Genomic DNA, 20772 nt, shown 5'->3' with positions numbered 1-20772 from the left:
CGAGCTTCCCGGGGTACCGAGGAAGGACGTCGTGTCATGCCGGGGGAACGGTGGGTGCAGGTGCGGCGGGGCGGTGTCTACCTGCTCGGTTCGTTGCTGCTGGGGGTCGCCACAGTGCTCGCACTGCCACTGCTGTGCGTTCCACGGCTCGCGCGGCTCTGGGCGGACTGGCACCGTGACCGCGCCGCCCGGCTGCTCGGTAGGCCGTTGGCATCGCGTCCGGCCCAGGGCGCGTCGAGACGCCGAGCGGCCGCGAGCGGCACCTCCCACGCCCTGCTCTGGCTGCCGGTGAACGCCGTCACCGGAGTGGCGTTCGGGCTGCCCGCCCTGCTGTGCGTGGGCAACATCGTGGTCGCCGCCATCGCGACACCCCTGTGGTGGGCGTTCGCGCCGGAGGCCAGGCCACGGTTGTTCGTCGACGTCCCGGTGACCGGCTGGACGACCGCCCTCACTCTTGGCCCACTCCAGATCCTCCTGCTCACCGCGCTGGCCTACCTGGGCTTCCCGCCGTTCGCGCGCGCGCACGCCCGGATCTGCCTGGTGGTGCTGTCGCACTCGACGAACGAACAGCTCGCCGAGCGGGTTGCCGTGTTGACCCGCACCCGCGCGGACGTGCTCGACGCACACGGCGCGGAGCTGCGCCGCATCGAACGCGACCTGCACGACGGCACCCAGGCCCGGCTGGTGGCCATCGCGATGCGGCTGGCCGTGGCCCGCCAGGCTCTCTCCGACAATCCGCGCGACGAGCGGTTCCTGGAGGACCTTCTTCGGGACGCACACGAAGGAACCGAGGAGGCGATGACCGAACTGCGCGACGTGATCCGAAGCGTCTATCCGCCGATCCTCGCGGACCGCGGGCTCGACGGTGCCCTGACGGCCCTGACCACCCGCTGCGCCGTGCCGACCCGGTTGGACATCGGCGACCTCGAACGGGTGCCGCCCGCGGTGGAGGCCGTCGTCTACTTCGCCGTCGCCGAGGCGCTGACCAACGTCACCAGACACAGCCACGCGACCACGGCCGGCGTACGGGTCAGCCGCGCGGCGGACAATCTGTCGGTGGTGATCACCGACAACGGCACCGGCGGCGCCGACGATCGGCGGGGCACCGGCATTGCCGGGATCCGGCGCAGGGTGCTCGCGCTCGACGGCACTGTCGACATCGACAGCCCGGTCGGCGGGCCGACGACCATGACCGTGGAGCTGCCGTGCGGGTGGTGATCGCCGAAGACAACGTGCTGCTGTCCACCGGACTGGAGCTGCTGCTGGGTCGCGCGGGCTTCCAGATCGCCGCCATCGCCGAGGATGCGGCGGGCTTCCTGACGGCCGTGCGGGAGCACCGGCCCGACGTCACGGTCGTCGACGTCCGGCTGCCGCCGTCCTTCCGCGACGAGGGAATCCGTGCCGCCCTGCAGGCCCGGCGGGAGTATCCCGGCCTTCCGGTCCTGGTGCTGTCGCAGTACGTCGAGCAGCAGTACGCCGCCGAACTGCTGGCCACCGCCGGCGGCGGCGTCGGCTACCTTCTCAAGGACCGCGTCAGTCGGGTGGACGAGTTCGTCGACGCGCTGCGCCGCGTCGCCGCCGGTGGCACCGCGATGGACCCCGAGGTGATCGCGCAACTCGTCCAACGCGCCGGTGACCCGGTCGCCGCCCTCACCCCCCGCGAGCGCGAGGTACTCGCGTTGATGGCGCAGGGGCACGACAACAACGCCATCGCTGAACGGCTCGTCGTCACCGACAACGCCGTGCACAAGCACATCGGCAACATCTTCGCCAAGCTCGGTCTCGCCGTGGCCGACAGCGGCCACCGCCGCGTCCTCGCCGTTCTCGCCTACCTCAACGCCGGGGGCCAGGTGGGCGATCGCTGATCCGGCCCGGCTGAACCCCTCGTCACTCCCGCCCGCCGATCGCGTCGATCAACGCCTGTCGCATCGCGTACCGGGTGGCCATCCTGATCGCTCCCCAGGAGAGCGCGATGGTGAGCGCCACGATCGCGATGAGCCCGGTGAGCGAGATGCGGGGAACGGGCGACCTCGTCAGGCCCAGGCTGATGCCGATCAGCGGTGGGACCGTCGCCAGCAGACCGAACAGCAGCGCCGCGAAAACCACGATCCTGGCCTCGCCGTTCATCATCGCGCGGATCTGGTCCCGGCTGGCGCCGATGAGTCGCAGGCTCGCGAACTCGCGAACCCGCGCCGCCGTCGCCATCACCAGGGTGTTCACCACGGCGATCGCGATGTAGCCCAGCAGCACCGTCTGGAACAGCAGGTTCAGCGCCCAGTCACCGGAGCCACCGGACCCCGACGTGGCCAGGAACGCCTCTCGGTCGCCGACCTGGACCGTCGGGTAGCGCTCGACGGCGCCCCGCAGCGCACCGGTGAGCGCCGTCGGGTCGGTCCCGTCCACCGACCTGATCAGCACGGCCGAGGCCACCCGCGAGGTGGTGTGGGCGACGACCAGGTCGTGGGGCAGGGTGACGTCCCCGAAGCCCAGGCCGTTCTCGTAGATCGCGACCACCCGCGGCGTGACCACCGTGCCGTCGCCGAGCCGCAGCTCGACCGTTCCGCCGACCTTCGCCCGGACGGTCTCCGCGACGATTCGGCTCAGCGCCACCGCATCGCCCCGCAGTTCCGCGATGTCCCCCTCGTTCACCCCGAGATCCATGGTTTCGGAGAGCCGTTCGGGCGTCACACCCTGGGCGGCGAAGACCTTGGTCGCGGTGCTGTCCTCGGACGGGAAGGTCACCAGCACCCGCATCCGGGCCACCGGCGTGGCCACGGCGACACCGGCCACGCCCCGCACCGCGTCCACGACCTCCGGGGACACCCCGGCACCGGACGGCGCGGTCACCACGTGGTCGGCCCGCAGGCCCTCCTCGATCTGGTGCTGCGCCCCCGCCATCGTCGTGGAGGCGCCGAACACCTGCACGGCCGCCAGGGTCACGCCCATGGCCAGCGGTGTGGTGGCCGTACTGAGCCGCCGCCAGTTGGCCCGCGCGTTCGTTTGCGCGAGGAAGCCGCTGGCCGTGGACTGCCGGTTCAGGCCCGAGCCGAACAACGCGAGGGCGCCCCGGAGCAGCAGGGGTCCCAGACAGCCGAGCGCCACGACGAACAACAGGACCGCGCTCCCGGCGGTGTCGGCGGCCGAGTCGCCCGGCGCCGCGACATTGCCCCAGGTCAGCAGCAGCCCGAGCGGGATGAGCAGGACGCCGACGGCCACCCGCACCCGACCGAACTTCTTCGGCTCGATCGCGGCGTCCCCGAGCGCCTCGACCGGGCTGACCCTGGCCAACCGGCGGGCCACCAGCCAACCAGCGAGCCGGGCACTGAGCACGCAGAGGACCAGCGACGCCAGGACGGGCAACAACCCCACCCGCATCTGGAAGTCCGGGGGCATCACTCCCGCGAGGACGAACACACCGCGCATCACGAACGCGAGCAGCACGCCGGGAATCGCGCCGACCACGGCGCCCACCGACGACACCACTGTCATCTCGGCGCCGATCATCCGGTGGATCTGCTGCGGCGTCGCGCCGATGGCCCGCAGCAGAGCCAGTTCCCGCCTGCGCTGCCGCACCGACAGCGCGAGGGTGCTCGCCACCACGAACACCACGATCAGGACCATGGTGCCGCCGAACGACGCCGCCGTCTCGACCACCAGGCTGCGGGCGTCACCGACGTCCAGGAACTCCACATCGCCGCGTCCCGCGCCGGTGTGCGCCACCACGCCCGGCACGGCCGCCGTGATGCGCTCGGCCAACTGCTCCGGGACGACACCGGGCGCGGCGAGCACGCCGATGGCGTCCACCCGGTCCGGACGCCCGGACAACGTGGTCGCCTGGCCGTCGGTGACGAACACGGCGGACTGCCGGTCCAACCCGTCCCCCGGCGCGACGGCGAGGCCCACCACACGGTACGAGGACGGGAGCGAGCCGACCACGAGCTGCACCGTCGCGCCGAGCGACACGTGGCCGCGCGCGGCGAGGTCGACGTCGAGCACCACCTCGTCGGGCGCGGAGGGCGCGTGGCCGTCGCGCAGCCGGAACGGGCCCAGCGCCGCAGCGGACCAGCCGTGCCCGAGCACCGGGAAACCGTTCGGGCCGGCCACCGTGTGGCCGTCCGGGGCCAGCAGGCTCACGTCGACGTTGACGTCTCCGATGGCCGCCCGCACACCGGGCACCGCGGCGACGGCGGCCACCTTGTCGGCGGGCAGCGTGACCCGCTCGCTGTAGCGGACCTCGGCGGACTCGTCGAGCCAGAACGACTGCGCACCGCCGAGGAGCACCGCCGCGCCCGAGTACCGCTCGGGGGTCACGCCGGTGCCGAGCCCGGACACCAGCAGCATCCCGCAGGCGGTGATCACCGCCGAGCCCGCGACGATCGCGATGAAGGAGCCGACGAAACCGCCCCTACGCCCCTTGATCGTGCTCCACGCCAGCGACAGGTCCCTGGGAAACGGCACCACGGCACGGACCAGCCGCCGCAAGCGGCGCATCACCACTCGCCCAGGTGCGTCATGCGCGACGCGATCTGCTCCGGAGTCGGTCGGTTCAGCTCGCCCGCGAGCCTGCCGTCGGCCAGAAACAGCACCGAGTCGGCGTAGGAGGCGGCGACCGGGTCATGGGTGACCATCAGCACCGTCTGCCCCATCGCGTCCACGACGTCCCGCAGCAGCTCCAGAACCCGTTTGCTGGAACGGGTGTCCAGCGCGCCCGTCGGCTCGTCCGCGACCACCACGTCCGGACGGGTGACCAGCGCGCGGGCGACAGCGACCCGCTGCTGCTGACCGCCGGACAGTTCGCTGGGGCGCCGCCTGCCGTACCCGTTGAGGCCCACCGCGGCCAGCACCTGGCCCAGCCACGTCTTGTCGGTCTTCCGGTCCGCCAGCCGCAACGGTAGCGTGACGTTCTCCTCCACGGTCAGCGTGCCCAGCAGGTTGTACGCCTGGAACACGAAGCCGATCCGATCGCGCCGCAGCTCGGTCAGCTCGGTCTCCGACTGCTCGGACACGTCCGTGTCACCCAGCAGGACCCGGCCCGACGTCGGCCGGTCCAGACCGGCCGCACAGTTCAGAAACGTGCTCTTGCCGGACCCGGAGGGGCCCATGACTGCGGTGAACGTGCCGCGCGGGAAGGCGGCGGTCACCGCGTCGAGTGCGCGTACCGCGTTCTTCCCCGACCCGTACTCCTTCGTCACCGCATCCAGGCGCACCGCGTACGGCGATGTCCGGACGGCCGGGGTTGCTGGAATGTCCGGCGAACCGCTCCCACCGGTCTCGGCCGGCGCGACGCTCCGTCTCGACAGGCCCCTCGTTGATCTCATGCCGTCCGACGTTAGGTTTCCCGGCGGCCTGGATCGATACCCCGTACTCCCGGACGTCGAGTACAGCTGGCTGTAGTGCCGTGCAGCGGTAAGGCTCCGAACCACCCGACACGTTCGCATCTGCAGGATGTCACCGCTGCGCCGGCGTCCAGGGACCACGGTGGAGGTGAGCAGGGACAGACGACTGCTGATCAGGCAGGGGCCGGCGGAGTACGAGTACCTAGGGAAAGCTGGGTATTCCCGCCCATCCATCGGTCGCGGGCGACGCAAAGGATGGTTCGCATGCGAAGGACACTGATTGTGGTGACTACCGTGATTCTGGGGCTGGTGTCGGCAGGCGTGCCGGCGGCGGCGCAGCAGCGGCCACGAGGGATTCCGGACAGGGTCATGTTGCAGCCTGACGATCTCGGCGGGGTCGCGCCCGGGCCGGTGGAGGACGGTCTGGTGTGGTCGCTGCTACCCCAACCATGCTCGGACTCGCCGGTGCCGCAGCCGTTCATGAGTCGCTCTCAGGCGGCCGATCTCGGTACCCGTTTCCGAATCTACGAGAACGTCGCCCGGTACCGCGGCGATGGGGCACACAGGTACATCACGGAACTGAAGGCTCAGCTCGCCCGGTGCGGGGTGGGCGGCGACGAGGAGGGCTTCGACCCGGTCGCCGAGGACCACCTTGGGCCGGACACGGTGCTGTTCCTCGGCACCTACGACGAGGGCGACCGCTACGTCGGCTATGTCGCCGCCGCGGTCGGCCACTACGTCGTGGTGGTCATGATGTCGGATCCGTACCTGGGCGCGGCCGACCTGACCACGCTGAACGGGCTGGCCAGTGCCGCGATAAGCCGAGCAGCGGGGTGAGGCGGGGAGGCGAGGGCCTCTGGCCGCAACCACGGAACGTCCCCTGGCAACCGTCAGCGTCACCGCTGACTGGCGGATATCCCCTTGATGAGGCAGGTGGTTCCGTCCGGGCGGGTGAGTGGTGCCGACTGGTATCCCTCGCTCTGGTAGAGCGCGATGTTCCGCAGGCTCTTCGCGCCGGTGAACAGCACGATGCGACGGCAGTCCGGTCGGGCGCCGGCCTCGGCGATGCGGAGCAGCCACCGACCCAGCCCACGCCCCCGCAGGTCGGGCACGACAGCGAGCCGGCCCACCTGCAAGTCTGTGCCCTCGCGACGGGCCCGCACCATGCCCAGCAGTCGGCCGTCCAGCCAGATGCCCGTGGTGTGCCAGGTATCCAGCCAGCCGCGCACCTCCTCCAGCGACTCGTGCAGAGCCGGTACGGCCATCGTGTCATTGGCGACGGCTTCGTCGACCCAGCAGCACCGCTGCAGCACAGTGACCTCGGGCGCGTCGTCGGGGGTCAACCGCCTCGCGTACGACCCCGGCAATGGTCCGGACAGTGTCCCGGCCCGTCCGCGTTCACGCAGTGGCCGCAGGGCGTGGGCGACCCGGACCAGTTCGTCCACCAGCCCGACACCCGCCGTGTCGCGGACCGGGTCGGGAAGCAGCCGTCCACTTTCCACCGCGTCACCGATGCGAATCGCGACGGTGGCGCCCAGGGGAACCAGGCGGAGCGTGGTCACCACCTGCTTGGCATGCTGAACCGACCGGGTGCCCGCCGACGTGTTGCCGTAACTGACGAAGCCGATCGGCTTCCATGCCCATTCGCGGCCGAGGTAGTCCAGCGCGTTCTTCAGCGTCGCCGGCATCCCGTAGTTGTACTCCGGGGTGACTGCGATGAACCCGTCCGCCGCGTCGACGATCGCGCTCCACCGACGTGTGTGCTCATGCTGGTAGACACCCGACGACGGATGCTCCTCCTCATCGAGGAACGGCAGGTTCAGTTCGGCGAGGGCCACCGGCACAAGCTCGACGCCGAGTGCGGCGGCACGGGGTGTGGCCGCTTCGATCAACCACTGCGCCACCAGGGGGCCGAGGGCACCCGGGCGGGTGCTGCAGATCAGTACGAGGACACGCGCCGGTTTCGTTGACATGGAAACGAAGGGTAGATGCTAGGTTGATTACATGTCAACGAGTGTGCCGGCCGGGGCCGTAGGTTGGTTGAACGCCGACGAGGAACGGGCGTGGCGGGCGTTCCTGCGGGTAGTGGTCGCCGTCCAGAGCGGCACGACCCGCGACCTGGCCGCGGTCGGGCTCTCCGAACCGGACTACGAGGTGCTGAGCACCCTCTCGGAGCGGCCGGGCCACACCAGCACCCTGGGGGAACAGGCCGACAAGATGGGCTGGTCGCGCAGCCGGCTGTCCCGGCACGCCACCAGAATGGAGGGACGCGGCCTCTTGCGGCGCACACCTGACCCGGCCGACGGCAGAGGCTGTTTCCTTGTCCTCACCGAGCAGGGTCTGGACGCACTCGAAAACGCCGCACCGGCCCACGTTCAGTCGGTACGACGTCACTTCATCGACCGGCTCACCCCAGACGACCTCGCCGCCATCGAACAGATTGCCCGGAGGCTGGAAGAACCCCCAACTGGCGGTCAGGGGCGATGACCGGTCATCGGCGGGACAGGTATCCCCTGTCCCGCCTCCGCCACCAGCACGGCAGCGGACCCGCCGCACGTCGTGGCGACCTGTCCATCCGGGACGATCCGCTAGCTGCCGGCCTGGTCGTGTGGGACGGTGACGGTGACGGTGCAGCCGACCGGCCGCCCGATCTCGTCGTGGCCGGCATACGTGAGGTGGTACACCCGGTCCCCGCCGTTTCCGGCACGTTCGGCCCGTAGCGCGCCGCTCGTGTCCGGCCCGCCGACGGCGAAGCCACTGACGTCCGTGGCGTCGCCCCCGGTCACGCCGGTCAGGGTGAACGCGTTCGGGCCGAGCACACCGTCGCGCAGGTCCACGGTGACGTTGACGTCGACCATCTTGTGGTTCGGCGGCCACAGGACCGGTCGGTCCGCCGCACAGTCGAGCTGCCGTACCGGCAAGGGCTCCGCCAGGGTGGCGGTGGCGTGCCCGATGGTCGCGGTGAGCCGACCCCCGGCCTCGTAGTACATGTGCGCGGTGCGCCCGTCGAAATAGAACGTCGGCGCGGCCGAGCGGCCGAGGTCGGGCGCGGCGGTCATCGAGTCGTGCACGACGCCGAGGTGCGTCTCCTGGTCGAAGTCCTGCCCGACGTCCACCGCGTGCATGTTGCCGTCGGCGGCGTGGTAGATCACCAGGTTGCGATCCTTCCAGCGCAGGAAGAACGGCCCCGAGGCGTTCGGGCCCTCGATGCCCTGCGGGGTCACGAGCGGTTCGGGCTGGATGGTCCAGGTCCGCGCGTCGGTGGAGACCGCCCAGCGGATCCGTCGCGACACCGGTCCGGTAGGTCCGGGCAGCGCGGCGGTCGGGTTGTCCATGAAGACCATCAGGTAGCGGGTGCCCAGACGGGGTACGGACTGCTCGAACACCCGGGCGTAGGAGGTCTCGCCACCGGTGGAGTCGTTGCGGCTGACCGCCGTTCCGCCGTAGTCGAAGTGGATGCCGTCGTCCGAGGTCGCGTACCGGGTGATCGAGTTCTCGCCGTGGAAATAGAGGAAGAGCTTGCCCTCGCCCTCGATCCACACCGCGTGGGGTGAGGAGATGTGGCTGACCGTCGGGTAGTACGGCAGCCAGGTGTTGCCGATCAGGGGGTTGGCGTCGTACTCCGTCCACGGGCCGTTGATCGAGTCGGAGTAGGCGAGGGCGATCCCGCCGGGACGCTCGTGCGGCGCGTAGTACAGGTAGTAGGTCCCGAGCGGGTTGGGAAAGTAGTCGGCGGCCCGGATGACGCTCGGGAAGATGAACTCGTTGGTCGGGTTGTAGGCGAGGGCGCCCTTGTCGAACGCGGTGCCCTGGTAGGTGAACTGGGGGAAGTCGAGCGGGGGTTCGGCGGCTGCCGGCCGGACGCCGGTCACGGCGGCGACGATCAGGCCAGCACTGGCGGCCGCCAGGACAGCGCGTCGGGACGACGGGGTGGATGGTCTCGTCATGCGGCTTCCTCTTCGGTCGGTGGGATCGTCGGCGGCACGAACGATGTGTGTGACGCTCAGTGAGGGCAGGGGGTATCGATCGACGGACACCCACTGAAGCCGTCGAGCTAATACGTATTAGCATCTATGTTTTTTCGATGTTGCGCGCTCGGCGGCGCCTCTGTCAAGAGGTGGCTCGGGGTTCGCCAACCCACCCCGGCCGGGCGGTGACCCGGCGGCAGCCTCGGCAGCTAATGCGCATTACTCCAGCCAGTTCATTACGACGAAACCTTTCGTTCACCTCTTGACAGCTGCCGGACCACCGGCCAAGCTCCTTCCCAACGCCGATCGCTAATACGCATTAGCACCGCCGAAGGGACCTGACGTGACTCCTCCCCCCAGACGTGTCACTCAACGTGACATTGCGCGGATGGCTGGCGTCAGTCAGGCGACGGTGTCGCTGGTGCTCAACAATCGGACCGACGCCGACGTCCGCATCGCCCAGGAGACCCGGGACCGGGTGCTGCGGGTGATCGCCGAGACCGGGTACGCGGCTGACCCCGTGGCCCGCCGCCTCGCCGCACGGTTCAACCGGATCATCGGCGTCTTCACGTACGAGCCCGCCTTCCCCAGCGGCAGCCGAGACTTCTTCCACCCGTTCCTGCTGGGCATCGAGGAGTACGCCGAGCGGGTCGGCTGCGACCTGCTGCTGTTCACCAGCGCACCGGTCGTGGACGGCCGGCGACGCATCTTCCACCAGGACAACCGGCTCCGTCTGGCCGACGGGTGCATCCTGCTCGGGCGCGAGATCGCCGGCGCGGAGCTGGACCGACTCAACCGCGACGGATATCCGTACGTCGCCGTCGGGCGCCGGGACGACGCCGGCGGCCCGGTCCCCTACGTCGGCGCCGCCTACGCCTCGGCGGTGTCCCAGCTCGTCGAGATCGCGCTGCGGCACGGTCACCGCCGGCTGACGTACGTGAGCACGGGCACCACCGCGGAATCCTCCGAAGACCGGCGCCGCGGGTTTCATGCCGCCGCGGCGACCGCCCAGAGCGCCGGGCAGATGTCGGCGCTGGCCACCGAGGCCGACACCACCATCGACGCCCTGCTGGCCGACGGGACCACAGTCGTCTTCGTGGAGGACTTCGCCACGGCGGTCGCGCTGGAGTCGGCCACCCGCAGGCGCGGCCTGACCGTGCCCGGCGACCTGTCGATCGTGACCCTCGGCGACCCGACGGTCCCTGTCCCCACCGACATCACGTTCACCGGGTTCCGCATCCCCCGCGAGGAGATGGGCCGACAGTCGGTCGAGGTGCTGACGGGCGTCATCGATGGCAGCGCGGACGGTGTCCAGCAGCGACTTCTCCCCTGCGAAATCGTCGAGGGCAGCACCCTCGGCACCCCTGATCCGGCGGTTGACCGGCGCTGAGCGGTCGGCCGCGCAACTTGGAAGGAAACACGTGGTACTCATGCGTACGGACGTCCTCGTCGTCGGGGGCGGGTTGGGCGGCGTCGCCGCGGCGCTCGCCGCAGCCCGGGCCGGCCGGTCCGTCATCCTGACCGAGGAGTTCGACTGGCTCGGCGGGCAACTCACCAGCCAGGCCGTCCCCCCGGACGAACACTCCTGGATCGAGCAGTTCGGCGCCACCGCCAGCTATCGGGAGCTGCGCAACGGCATTCGCGCCTACTACCGTCGGCACTACCCGTTGACCGAACGGTCCCGGTCCTGGACCGACCTCAACCCCGGTGCGGGTTGGGTGAGCCGGCTCTGCCACGAGCCGCGGGTGGCCGTCGCTGTCCTCGAACAGATGCTCGCGCCGTACCTCGGTTCGGGCCGTATCCGGGTGCTCCAGCCGTACCGGCCGGTGGCCGCGGAGACCGACGGGGACCGGGTGACCGGCGTGACCCTCGCGCACCGCGACCGCGACGAGCGGATCGACGTGGTCGCGCCGTACGTCCTGGACGCCACCGAGACCGGCGAGTTGCTGCCGCTGACGGGCACCGAGTACGTCACCGGGTTCGAATCGCAGGCGGACACCGGTGAGCCGAGCGCCCCGGCCGAGGCCCAGCCGATGAACATGCAGGCGGTGTCCGTCTGCTTCGCCCTCGACCACGTCGACGGCGACCACACCATCGACCGTCCCGCGGGGTACGACTTCTGGCGCGACTACAAGCCCGACTTCTGGGGTGACCGGCTGCTGTCCTGGAAGTCACCGCACCCGCGCACGCTGGAGATCGTCGAGCGCAGCTTCACCCCCAACCCGGACGACGACCCGTTGAGCGTCAACGCCGACCAACGCCTCAGCCCCGGCGACGGCAACCTGTGGACGTTCCGCCGGATCGCCGCGCGGCGCAACTTCACCGACGGCGCGTACGACAGCGACATCACGCTGGTCAACTGGCCGATGATCGACTACTTCGAGGGTCCGGTCATCGACGTCCCGAACGCGTCGTGGCACCTGTCCAAGGCCCGCGAGCTGTCGTACTCGGTGCTGTACTGGATGCAGACGGAGGCGCCGCGCCCGGACGGCGGCACCGGCTTCCCGGGCCTGCGGCTGCGTGGCGACGTGACCGGCAGCGCGGACGGCCTGGCCCAGGCCCCGTACATCCGCGAGTCCCGCCGGATCCGTGCCGAATACACGGTGGCCGAGCAGGATCTGTCCCTGGCGGTCCGGGGCGACCACGGCGCGGTCAGCTACCCGGACGCGGTGGGCGTGGGCATGTACCGGATCGACCTGCACCCGTCGACCGGCGGCGACAACTACATCGACGTCGGCTCCTGCCCGTTCGAGATTCCGCTCGGCGCGCTGATTCCGCAGCGGATGGAGAACCTGCTGCCGGCCGGCAAGAACATCGGCACCACCCACATCACCAACGGCAGCTACCGGCTGCACCCCGTCGAGTGGAACGTCGGTGAGGTCGCCGGTCTGCTCGCCGACTTCTGTCTGGCGCAGGGCGAGTCCCCGCGCGCGGTCCGCAACACCCCCCGTCTGCTGGCTGACTTCCAGGACCGCCTCACCGCGGCCGGGGTGGAGCAGCGCTGGCCACAGATCGCGGGCTACTGAACACACCCCCGGTAAGGAGAACATTGTGAAAGCAGGAAAGGCCCTGCGCGGCGTCGCCGTGGCACTGGCCGGCACGCTCGCCCTGACCGCCTGCGGTGGCGGTGACGACGCCGACGACAGCGGCCCGGCGGCACTGCGGATGACCGTCTGGTCGGCCAACGAGGCGCACCTCAAGTTGTTCAACGAGATCGCCGACGAGTACCGCAAGAGCCACCCGGACGTGACCGAGATCAAGTTCGATCCGCTGCCGTTCGACACGTACACCACGACCCTGACGACGCAGATCGCGGGCGGGAACGCGCCGGACCTCGCGTGGGTGTTCGAGAACTCCGCCCCCGACTTCGTGGCCTCGGGAGCGCTGCTGCCGCTGGACGACACCCTCAAGAAGGCCGAGGGCTACGGGTACGAGGACATCTCCCCCGCCACGCTCAAGCTCTGGCAGAACGACGGCAAGCTGTACGCGTACCCCTTCTCCACCTCGCCGTTCGGGGTCTTCGTCAACAACGACATGGTCAAGAAGGCCGGGCAGAAGACCCCGGCCGAGCTGATCGCGGCAGGCCAGTGGAACTGGGACAACGCCCTGGCAACCGCCGCGGCGACGGCGGCGGACTCCGGCAAGGCCGGGATGGTCATCCGGGACTTCGACTACAAGGGCTGGGACAACCTGTCCACCTTCTGGACCGGGTGGGGCGCCCAGGCGTGGAGCGAGGACGGCAGGTCCTGTGGCTTCAACAGCCCGGAGATGGTCGACGCGATGACCACCCTGCACAAGGCCACCTTCACCCAGAAGGCGCTGCCAGGCCCCGGCACGACCGCCGACTTCTTCGCCGGTGACTCGGCCATGACGGTCACCCAGATCTCCCGCGCCTCGCTGCTGAAGGACGACGGCTTCGGGTGGGACCTGGTGCCGCTGCCGGCCGGTCCGAAGGGGAACTACGCGGTGGTCGGCCAGGCCGGCATCGGTGTGATGAAGAAGAGCCCGCACGCCAAGCAGGCGGCCGACTTCCTGGCCTTCTTCACCAACCCCACGAACTCGGCGAAGCTCGCCCAGTTCTTCCCGGCGCCCCGGCAGTCGCAGCTGACCGCCGAGACCCTCGCCAAGACGAACCCGAAGCTCAAGCCGGAGCAGCTGCAGAAGGTCGTCATCGACGGGATCACCAACGGCGTGGTCAAGCCCAGCCACTCCGGCCAGGCCGAGCTGAGCCAGCAGGTCCGCGCCGGGCTCGACCCGCTGTGGCAGCCGAACGCGGACGTCAAGGCCGTACTCGACGGCGTCTGCACCAAGATCCAGCCGCTGCTGGCGAAGTAAGGCCAACGATCATGACCCAGACGGACACCAGGGTGGGCTCGGCTGCTGCCGGGCCCACCCCGGGCCCGGCCCGGCCGTTCTGGACCAGCCGCCGCCGGGACCAGCTCGCCGGATACGTGTTCATCGCACCGCAACTGCTCGGCAGCGTCGTCTTCGTGATCCTGCCGCTGATCCTCGTGCTCTGGTACAGCCTGCACGAGTGGAACGTGCTCGCCGGAACCTTCGACTTCGTCGGCACCGACAACTACAAGGCTCTCGCCGATGATCCCAACCTCGGTGCGGTGCTGCGCGCCACCGGACTGTTCTCCGTCGGTTTGGTGGTGCTCAACCTCGGCCTGGCGCTGCTTCTGGCCGTCCTGCTGAACCAGAGGCTGCGGGGCACGATCGTGTTCCGCACGCTGTTCTTCTCGCCCGTGGTGGTCTCGCTGGTGGCCTGGACCATCGTCTGGGGCTTCCTGCTTCAGGACAACGGCGGGATCAACGGGCTGCTCGACACCATCGGGGTGGACGGGCCGAACTGGCTGCGCGGCGAGGGCACCGCAATGGTCTCCGTGATCGTCGTGCAGGTGTTCAAGAACGTCGGCCTGAACATGGTGCTGTTCCTGGCCGCCCTCCAGGGTGTGCCGGGCGAGCTGTACGAGGCCGCCGAGGTGGACGGGGCGAGCCGCATGCGTCAGTTCTGGCGGATCACCGTACCGCTGATCAGCCCCACGATCCTGCTGACGTCGATCATCACAGTGGTCGGGTCGTTGCAGGTCTTCGCGCAGATCTCGGTGCTCACCCAGGGCGGCCCGGGCGCATCGACGACGGTCCTCGTCTACTACCTGTACCAGCAGGCCTTCCAATTCCATCACTTCGGCTACGGCGCCACGCTGTCGATCGTCCTGTTCGCCATCGTGCTCGCCCTCACCGTGCTGCAGTGGCAGATGCGCAAGAGGTGGGTCTTCCATGAGTCGTGACCTGTCCCGCCGGACCAAGCTGGTGCTCTACGGGGTGCTGCTGGTCCTGGCGATCCCGTTCGTCTTTCCGACCTGGTGGATGGTCACCTCGTCGCTGAAGCCGGTGGCGGACATCTTCGCCTTCCCGCCGAAGCTCCTGCCGACCAATCCCCGGTTCGACGCCTATCAGCGGGTGTTCGAGTTGCAGCCGTTCGGGCAGCAGTACCTGAACAGCCTCTACATCGCGCTGGTCGTCACGGTCGGCACCATGGCCGTGTCGGCGCTGGCCGGGTACGCCTTCGCGCGCATCCGGTTCCGGGGCCAGAACGTGCTGTTCCTGGTCGTCCTCGCGGGCCTGCTCATTCCGAGCGAGGTGACGATCGTGCCGCTGTTCCAGATGTTCTTCAAACTCGGCCTGGTCAACACCCACTGGCCGCTGATCCTGGTGCCGATCTTCGGCGCCCCCAGCGTTCTGGCGACGTTCATCATGCGGCAGTTCTTCATCAGCCTGCCCGGTGAGCTGGAGGAGGCGGCCCGGGTCGACGGGCTGGGCCGATTCGCCACCTTCTGGCGGATCGCCCTGCCGCTGTCGCGGCCGGCCCTGGGCGCGGTGGCGATCTTCACCTTCCTGCACAGCTGGAACCTCTATCTGGAGCCGATCGTCTTCCTCTCCTCGCCGGAGAAGTTCACCCTGCCCCAGGCGCTCACCCAGTTCGTCGACGCGTACGGCGGCCCCATGTGGGACGTCCAGATGGCCGCGGCGTCGATGACCGCCCTGCCCGTCCTGGTGGTCTTCGTCATCGCGCAGAAGCAGTTCGTCGAGGGCCTGGCGCACACCGGCCTCAAGGGATGACGACACCGGTTGTCGGAATCGACATCGGCGGCACCAAGACGGCGGCCGCGCTCGTCGACCGGACCGGGCGGGTGCTGGAGCGCCGCGAGGCGCCCACCCCGGCCCGGTCCGGGCCCGAGGCCGTGCTGGGCGTCGCCGCCCGGCTGGCCACCGATCTGCTCGGCGCGACCGTCGGACCGTTGGGCGTGGGCACCGCCGGCACGGTCGATCCCGCGACCGGCAGCATCCGGTACGCCACCGACAGCCTGCCCGGCTGGACGGGCATCCCGGTCGCCGACGAGCTGGCCACCCGGCTGGGTCGCGACGTGCGCGTCACCAACGACGTGAACGCCGCCGCGCTCGGCGAAAGCTGGGCCGGTGCCGGACGGGACCGCGCCCACATCCTGCTGGTGGCCGTCGGCACCGGGTTGGGTGGGGCGATCATCCGCAACGACCGGGTCGAGGCCGGCGCCCGCGGGGCAGCCGGCGAGGTGGGGCATCTGCCCGCCCCGGGCGCCGAACGACTGCGGTGCGGATGCGGCCGCCACGGGCACCTGGAGGCGATCGCCTCCGGCAGCGGACTGGCCGCCGCGTACGCCATCGAGACCGGCATCCACGTCACTGGGCGGACCGTTGCCGAGCGCGCCGCCACCGGAGACGGCGCCGCCCAGCGGGTCGTGGAACGGGCCGGAGCCGTCCTCGGCGCGACCCTGGCGGGATTGGTGGCGCTGCTCGATCCGGACGCTGTCCTGGTCGCCGGCGGAGCGGCCGGTTCCCTGCTGCCCGCCGCTTCGGCCGCCTACTCGGCCGAGGTGCCCGCCGGCTGGGCCGACGTTCCGCTCCTGCCCGCCGCGCTGGGCACCGACGCCGTCCTCGTCGGGGCCGCCCGACTGGCCATCGACCGACCCCACATCGAAGGGACCAACAGGTGAACGTGCTCGACGACCTGGCCGGCGGGCTGGTGGTGTCCTGCCAGCCGCTGCCCGACGACCCGGGCGATCCGATGCGGGATCCGTACGTCCAGGCACGGGTGGCGGCCGCTGTGGTACGCGGCGGCGCGGTGGCGGTCCGGGTCAACGGACCGGACGACGTCCGAACCGTTCGCGCTGCCGTCGACGTTCCGATGATCGGGCTGTACAAGCACGGCGCCGAGGACGTCTTCATCACCCCGACCGCGGCCCACGCGCTCGAGGTGGCCCTGGCCGGGGCGGACATCGTCGCGATCGACGCCACCGACCGCCCCCGGCCGGACGGCCGCGCCTTCGCCGACACGGTCCGCGTGCTCCGCGAACGGACCGACGCACTGATCCTGGCAGACGTCGCCACCGCCGCCGAGGGCGTCGCAGCCGTCGAGGCCGGCGCGGACGCCGTCGCCACCACGCTGTCCGGTTACACACCGGCCAGCCCACCGACGGACGGGCCCGACCTCGGGCTCGTGGAGCGACTCGTCGCACTGCTGCCCGTTCCGGTCATCGCCGAAGGGCGGTACCGCAACACGGAACAGATCGGCCGGGCATTCGAGGCAGGTGCCCACGCGGTGGTGATGGGCAACGCCGTCACCTCACCGCTCTGGATCACCCGCCGGCTCGTGCCGGCCACCCCCCGCGCGGCGAGCGCACCGAAACAGAGGAGTGAGCGATGAGAAGACGCACCCTTCTGGCCACCGGCATGGCCGGGCTGAGCACCGTGGCCGTGGGCCGGCCCGCATTCGCCGGGCCTGCGGTCACCGGCCCCGGCAAGCGGCAGCTGACCGTGGCGCTGGTCCCGTTGGACGACCGGCCCGTCAACACGTACGCGGCGCAGATGACCGCGGCCAGCGCCGGCGCCCGGGTGCAGCTGCCGCCACGGGAGACGCTGGGCCGCTTCTTCACCCCCGGCGACGGCGCCGCCATCGCCCGCTGGCTCGGCACCACCACCAGCGTCGACGGGTACGTGATCTCGGTCAGCATGCTCGCGTACGGCGGCCTGATCGCCTCCCGCACCGCCGCCCCGACGCTGGCCGCCGCCCTGGCGAACCTGGCCGCGATCCGCACCCTGCGCTCCACCCGGCCGGAGGCGGTGATCGAGGTGCACGACACCATCCAGCGCCTCGCCATCACCAGCACGGGCACGGAGCTGGATCGGTACCGCGACCTGCTCGTCTCCTGGGCGAAACTCTACGACCAGGTGACGAACCTCGGGCAGGAGGAGCTGCGCGCCCAGCTCGACACCGTTCGGGCCCAGATCCCCGACCAGGTCGTCGAGGACTATCTGGCCGCCCGGGCCCGTAACCACCAGGTCAACCGGCTCATGGTCGAGTGGGTCGCCGACGGCACCATCAACCACCTCGTGCTCTCCGAGGACGACACCGCGCCGGTGGGCCTGGCCCGGGCCGAGCGGGTGGAGCTGGAGGCGCTCGTCGACGAACTCGGCGTCAGCGACCGGGTGGAGATCTTCCCCGGTGCCGACGAGGTCAACGCGCTGCTGGTCGCGCGGGTGGTCGCGGCCGGCACCGGCCCCACCTACCGGGTGGAGTACGCCGGCGTCTCCGGTGAGGACTGGACCGCACAACTGGAGGGCATCCCGTTCGCGGAGAACATCCGGCGGCACGTCACCTCGGTCGGAGGACGGGTCGTCAGCCGCGACGCGGACATCGTGCTCGCCGTGAACACCCCCTCGACGGCGCCCGCGCAACGGGCCGCCGACCTGGACGCCTTCGTCGGACGGATCGGCAAGCTGCTGGCCGCCGGCACCCCGCTCATCGTGGTGGACCCGCTCATCGTGAACAAGGCCGACCACGACCTGGTAGCGCGGATGGAGAGCCACCTGGATCTCGCGGCGCTGCTGTCGTACTCAGGGTGGAACACCGGTGGTAACGCGCTCGGCCTGGCGCTCAGCCACGGCACCGCCCGGTGGGCGTACCTGCGCGCCTCCGGCAGCGGGTTCGGCGTGCCCGACCTGCGCGCGCCGGGCCAGGCGCACGCCGAGTACCTGCTCTACCGGTTCGTCAAGGACGACCCGTGGAAGAACATCGTGCAGGTCGAGGCGTACGCGCACGCACGGGCGCGGGGCTGGGACCCGCTCGCGCTCACGCCCGAGCAGAAGACCTACTTCGACGGCTGGGTCAGGGAACGGCTGGTACCCGTGACCGAGCGGTACTTCGCCGACCACTTCGCCGGGCACCGCATCGTGCTGGGTCGCCGTGGCGCGAAGACGTTCACGGCGACCCTCACCCGCTTCGAGTCGGCGCGTGTCGAGCTGCCGTGGGACCGACTCTTCGAGGTGATCCTCGAACCTCGGCTGCAACTGGCCTGACCGGTAGCCGACCCCGCACATCGGACCGGCACGATGCCGGAATGATGCTGCTGGTCCCCGCCGGCGACATCGTCGGCGTCCGATGACCACGACCGAAAGATCCACCGCCATGGCCCGCACCACACCTCCGCGTCCCCTGGACATCAGCGCGCTCTTTCCTGAGCTGCGGGACCATTCCACGACCGCTACCCGCCTGCATCCCCGGCCCGGCGCTCCGACCGTCAGGGACAGCTCGGTGGGCGGACCGCTGCTGTGGCCGGCCGACGAGCAATGGCCGGTCTGCGACGACGCGGGCGCGCACGAGCCGTACAACCTGACCACCCCGGCCGCCCTGCGCCGCCGGCGGGAGATCTTCGCGACCGCAGAGGCCCGGGAGCCACTGGCGGGTGGGGACTTCCTGACTGCGAAGGAGCGGGCCGAGCTCGATGCGGCCGACGCTCTGGACCTGGACGACCTGATCGAGGATCCGATCCCGTTGGTCCCGGTCGCGCAGCTGTACCAGCGAGATATCCCGGACTACGCCGGTCCGGACGCCACCGACCTGCTCCAGGTGCTGTGGTGCCCGGTGGACCATTCGGATCGGCACTACAGCCCTCGCGTCTTCCTCTACTGGCGCGACAGCTCCGCCGTCGGCCCGCTGCTCGAAGCGCCCCCCGAGCCGCCGGTGATCAGCGACATGTACCTGCCGGTTCCGTGCGTGGTGCACCCCGAGCAGGTCCGTGAGTACCAGTACGCCGATCTGCTCCCCGATGACCTACGCGAGCGGCTCGACGAGTGGGACGACGACGAGGACGACAGCCGTCCCCACTATCAGAGCGACCTGTCGCTGGCGCCGGGATGGAAGGTCGGCGGGTACGCGAACTGGTCGCTGACCGATCCGTACCCGATGGACTGTGCTGCCTGCGGCACCGCGATGACGATGGTCTTCGCCGCGGACTCGGGCGACTGGAACGGCATGCACTGCAGCTGGCGCCCGCTCGAGGAGAACCCGACCGCGTCCCCGGACATCGTCGGTGTGCAGATCGGGCGCGGCTACTCGCTGTACACCTTCCACTGCCCCGAATCATTCGATCACCCCCCGGCCACCGCTATGCAGTGACGCTGCCTCCCACCTCGGTGAACGCGGCGGCGTGGTCGGTGGCCCACTGCCGGAATGTTCCCGGTGGTCTCCCGAGTTGGTCGGACACCGTCGAGGTGACGTATGCGGGCTGTCCCATCGTCGCGTTCCATGCGGCCAGCAGCATGTCCGCCGCCGAGCGCGAGGACTCCGGGGTCTGACGCCGGAATTCGTCGGGTGGTAGTTCCTCGAACGTGATCGGGCGGCCCAGCACGTCGCCGATGATGCTCACCTGTTCGGCCTGACTGAGCGACTCGGGGCCGGTCAGGACATAGTCACCGCCGGCGTGCCCGTCTTCGTAGAGGGTTCGTGCGACGACCGCGGTGACGTCCCGGTCGTCCACGGGGGCTGTCTCTGCCGCGCCGTACGGCCAGCGGACCACGCCGTCCGAGCGGATGGAGGCGGCCCACCAGAACAGGGCGTTCGATGCGAACATCCCTGGTCGAATGATCGTCGATTCGAGTCCGCTGGCCGCGATGAGTTGCTCGATCTCGGCGTGCAGCGCCGCCATCGGGTTCGGTTGCTGGAAGAACGGGTGCGGGGTCCGGTGTGGTGCGGACAGGTAGACGACGCGCTGCGCGTGGGCGGCCAGCCGATCGATCACGGCGGCTGCGGTCTGCGGCGGCGCGGTCCAGACGAGGAAGACCGTGCTGACGGCACGTAGTGCGGCGTCGAGCGATTCGGGCACGGTGAGATCGCCGGTGATGACGTCGACGCCGGTGGGCAGTGTCGCCGCCGACTCGGAGCGACGCACGAGGGCGCGGACCGGCACCCCCGCGTCGGTCAGCTGGTCGACCACGGCGCGGCCGATCCGGCCGGTCGCCCCCGTGACGAGCACCGGGGATCCGGGTGCGGGTGGCACGGCATCGTGCCGTCGTGCGGCGGCTGTCGGGTTCGTCTGCTTCATGGCGCCCAGTAAAACGTTACCGAGTAAATAAAGCAACTCGGTAAC

At 70.3% G+C, this 20772-nt stretch carries 18 protein-coding genes; 13 read left to right on the top strand and 5 right to left on the bottom strand.

Translation table 11 applies throughout. The features are described 5' to 3' along the window. Nucleotides 1–36 precede the first annotated feature (36 nt). Together AB0B97_RS00800 and AB0B97_RS00795 are read left to right on the top strand one after the other, a co-directional pair. Complete coding sequence (locus AB0B97_RS00800; protein WP_357489488.1) at nt 37–1218, top strand: histidine kinase; 1182 nt, start codon at nt 37–39, stop codon at nt 1216–1218. Further along, the gene (locus AB0B97_RS00795; protein ID WP_357489486.1) at nt 1206–1865 is read left to right on the top strand and encodes a response regulator transcription factor; all 660 of its coding nucleotides are present in this window, start codon (nt 1206–1208) and stop codon (nt 1863–1865) included. Before AB0B97_RS00800 ends, AB0B97_RS00795 begins: the two co-directional genes overlap by 13 nt. 22 nt (nt 1866–1887) lie before the next feature. On the opposite strand, the gene AB0B97_RS00790 is transcribed toward AB0B97_RS00795, so the two are convergent. Together AB0B97_RS00790 and AB0B97_RS00785 are read right to left on the bottom strand one after the other, a co-directional pair. Continuing rightward, nucleotides 1888–4491, bottom strand: a complete 2604-nt coding sequence (locus AB0B97_RS00790; protein ID WP_357489484.1) for an ABC transporter permease — start codon at nt 4489–4491, stop codon at nt 1888–1890. Next, nucleotides 4491–5192 (bottom strand): ABC transporter ATP-binding protein, encoded by a 702-nt coding sequence (locus AB0B97_RS00785; protein ID WP_357489482.1) that lies wholly within the window; start codon nt 5190–5192, stop codon nt 4491–4493. The genes AB0B97_RS00790 and AB0B97_RS00785 overlap by 1 nt, the downstream gene beginning before the upstream one ends. Nucleotides 5193–5600: 408 nt before the next feature. On the opposite strand from AB0B97_RS00785, the gene AB0B97_RS00780 reads away from it, so the two are divergent. Next, nucleotides 5601–6173: a hypothetical protein gene (locus tag AB0B97_RS00780; RefSeq protein WP_357489480.1), complete on the top strand. Its 573-nt coding sequence runs from the start codon at nt 5601–5603 to the stop codon at nt 6171–6173. A gap of 59 nt (nt 6174–6232) precedes the next feature. Here AB0B97_RS00780 and AB0B97_RS00775 read toward each other — a convergent pair whose 3' ends face one another. Further along, nucleotides 6233–7309 carry a bifunctional NAD(P)H-dependent oxidoreductase/GNAT family N-acetyltransferase gene (locus AB0B97_RS00775; RefSeq protein WP_357489478.1) on the bottom strand — a complete coding sequence of 359 codons (1077 nt, stop codon included), beginning with the start codon at nt 7307–7309 and terminating at the stop codon, nt 6233–6235. 31 nt (nt 7310–7340) lie between these two features. On the opposite strand from AB0B97_RS00775, the gene AB0B97_RS00770 reads away from it, so the two are divergent. After that, entirely contained in the window at nt 7341–7823 is a 483-nt protein-coding gene (locus AB0B97_RS00770; RefSeq protein ID WP_357489476.1) for a MarR family winged helix-turn-helix transcriptional regulator, read from the top strand. Nucleotides 7824–7924: 101 nt separating this feature from the next. On the opposite strand, the gene AB0B97_RS00765 is transcribed toward AB0B97_RS00770, so the two are convergent. Beyond that, nucleotides 7925–9283 carry a hypothetical protein gene (locus AB0B97_RS00765; protein WP_357489474.1) on the bottom strand — a complete coding sequence of 453 codons (1359 nt, stop codon included), beginning with the start codon at nt 9281–9283 and terminating at the stop codon, nt 7925–7927. Nucleotides 9284–9647: 364 nt separating this feature from the next. On the opposite strand from AB0B97_RS00765, the gene AB0B97_RS00760 reads away from it, so the two are divergent. The 9 genes from AB0B97_RS00760 (at nt 9648) to AB0B97_RS00720 (ending at nt 19802) form a co-directional block, all read left to right on the top strand. Next, nucleotides 9648–10694, top strand: a complete 1047-nt coding sequence (locus tag AB0B97_RS00760; RefSeq protein ID WP_308195331.1) for a LacI family DNA-binding transcriptional regulator — start codon at nt 9648–9650, stop codon at nt 10692–10694. Nucleotides 10695–10734: 40 nt separating this feature from the next. Next, nucleotides 10735–12330 (top strand): FAD-dependent oxidoreductase, encoded by a 1596-nt coding sequence (locus AB0B97_RS00755; RefSeq protein WP_357489472.1) that lies wholly within the window; start codon nt 10735–10737, stop codon nt 12328–12330. Between the two features lie 25 nt (nt 12331–12355). Further along, entirely contained in the window at nt 12356–13639 is a 1284-nt protein-coding gene (locus AB0B97_RS00750) for a sugar ABC transporter substrate-binding protein (RefSeq protein WP_357489470.1), read from the top strand. An 11-nt stretch (nt 13640–13650) separates the two neighbouring features. After that, a complete protein-coding gene (locus tag AB0B97_RS00745) occupies nt 13651–14598 on the top strand; it encodes a sugar ABC transporter permease (RefSeq protein ID WP_357489468.1) in 948 nt (315 codons plus the stop codon). Continuing rightward, nucleotides 14588–15430, top strand: a complete 843-nt coding sequence (locus AB0B97_RS00740) for a carbohydrate ABC transporter permease (protein ID WP_234581824.1) — start codon at nt 14588–14590, stop codon at nt 15428–15430. Before AB0B97_RS00745 ends, AB0B97_RS00740 begins: the two co-directional genes overlap by 11 nt. Next, on the top strand, nt 15427–16341 hold the full coding sequence (locus AB0B97_RS00735) for an ROK family protein (protein WP_357489465.1): 915 nt from the start codon (nt 15427–15429) through the stop codon (nt 16339–16341). Before AB0B97_RS00740 ends, AB0B97_RS00735 begins: the two co-directional genes overlap by 4 nt. Beyond that, nucleotides 16338–17051, top strand: coding sequence for a putative N-acetylmannosamine-6-phosphate 2-epimerase (locus tag AB0B97_RS00730; RefSeq protein ID WP_357489463.1), 714 nt, complete (start codon nt 16338–16340; stop codon nt 17049–17051). The genes AB0B97_RS00735 and AB0B97_RS00730 overlap by 4 nt, the downstream gene beginning before the upstream one ends. Continuing rightward, nucleotides 17048–18703, top strand: coding sequence for a DUF4127 family protein (locus tag AB0B97_RS00725; RefSeq protein WP_357489461.1), 1656 nt, complete (start codon nt 17048–17050; stop codon nt 18701–18703). Before AB0B97_RS00730 ends, AB0B97_RS00725 begins: the two co-directional genes overlap by 4 nt. An 82-nt stretch (nt 18704–18785) precedes the next feature. Beyond that, entirely contained in the window at nt 18786–19802 is a 1017-nt protein-coding gene (locus tag AB0B97_RS00720; RefSeq protein WP_357489459.1) for a hypothetical protein, read from the top strand. On the opposite strand, the gene AB0B97_RS00715 is transcribed toward AB0B97_RS00720, so the two are convergent. After that, nucleotides 19792–20763 (bottom strand): NAD(P)H-binding protein, encoded by a 972-nt coding sequence (locus tag AB0B97_RS00715; protein ID WP_357489457.1) that lies wholly within the window; start codon nt 20761–20763, stop codon nt 19792–19794. The genes AB0B97_RS00720 and AB0B97_RS00715 overlap by 11 nt on opposite strands. Between the last annotated feature and the right edge of the window lie 9 nt (nt 20764–20772).

The sequence above is a fragment of the Micromonospora sp. NPDC049004 genome, assembly GCF_040649315.1.
Lineage (GTDB): Bacteria > Actinomycetota > Actinomycetes > Mycobacteriales > Micromonosporaceae > Micromonospora.
Note: the sequence above shows the minus strand (reverse complement) of the source record. Positions and strands in the feature narration are given on the sequence as shown.

Bases quoted from the DNA above. Each gene is read 5' to 3' on its own strand.
- AB0B97_RS00800 (WP_357489488.1), top strand. From the start codon at position 37: ATGCCGGGGGAACGGTGGGTGCAGGTGCGGCGGGGCGGTGTCTACCTG.
- AB0B97_RS00790 (WP_357489484.1), bottom strand. From the start codon at position 4,491: ATGCGCCGCTTGCGGCGGCTGGTCCGTGCCGTGGTGCCGTTTCCCAGG.
- AB0B97_RS00780 (WP_357489480.1), top strand. From the start codon at position 5,601: ATGCGAAGGACACTGATTGTGGTGACTACCGTGATTCTGGGGCTGGTG.
- AB0B97_RS00775 (WP_357489478.1), bottom strand. From the start codon at position 7,309: ATGTCAACGAAACCGGCGCGTGTCCTCGTACTGATCTGCAGCACCCGC.
- AB0B97_RS00770 (WP_357489476.1), top strand. From the start codon at position 7,341: ATGTCAACGAGTGTGCCGGCCGGGGCCGTAGGTTGGTTGAACGCCGAC.
- AB0B97_RS00765 (WP_357489474.1), bottom strand. From the start codon at position 9,283: ATGACGAGACCATCCACCCCGTCGTCCCGACGCGCTGTCCTGGCGGCC.
- AB0B97_RS00755 (WP_357489472.1), top strand. From the start codon at position 10,735: ATGCGTACGGACGTCCTCGTCGTCGGGGGCGGGTTGGGCGGCGTCGCC.
- AB0B97_RS00745 (WP_357489468.1), top strand. From the start codon at position 13,651: ATGACCCAGACGGACACCAGGGTGGGCTCGGCTGCTGCCGGGCCCACC.
- AB0B97_RS00740 (WP_234581824.1), top strand. From the start codon at position 14,588: ATGAGTCGTGACCTGTCCCGCCGGACCAAGCTGGTGCTCTACGGGGTG.
- AB0B97_RS00735 (WP_357489465.1), top strand. From the start codon at position 15,427: ATGACGACACCGGTTGTCGGAATCGACATCGGCGGCACCAAGACGGCG.
- AB0B97_RS00725 (WP_357489461.1), top strand. From the start codon at position 17,048: ATGAGAAGACGCACCCTTCTGGCCACCGGCATGGCCGGGCTGAGCACC.
- AB0B97_RS00720 (WP_357489459.1), top strand. From the start codon at position 18,786: ATGACCACGACCGAAAGATCCACCGCCATGGCCCGCACCACACCTCCG.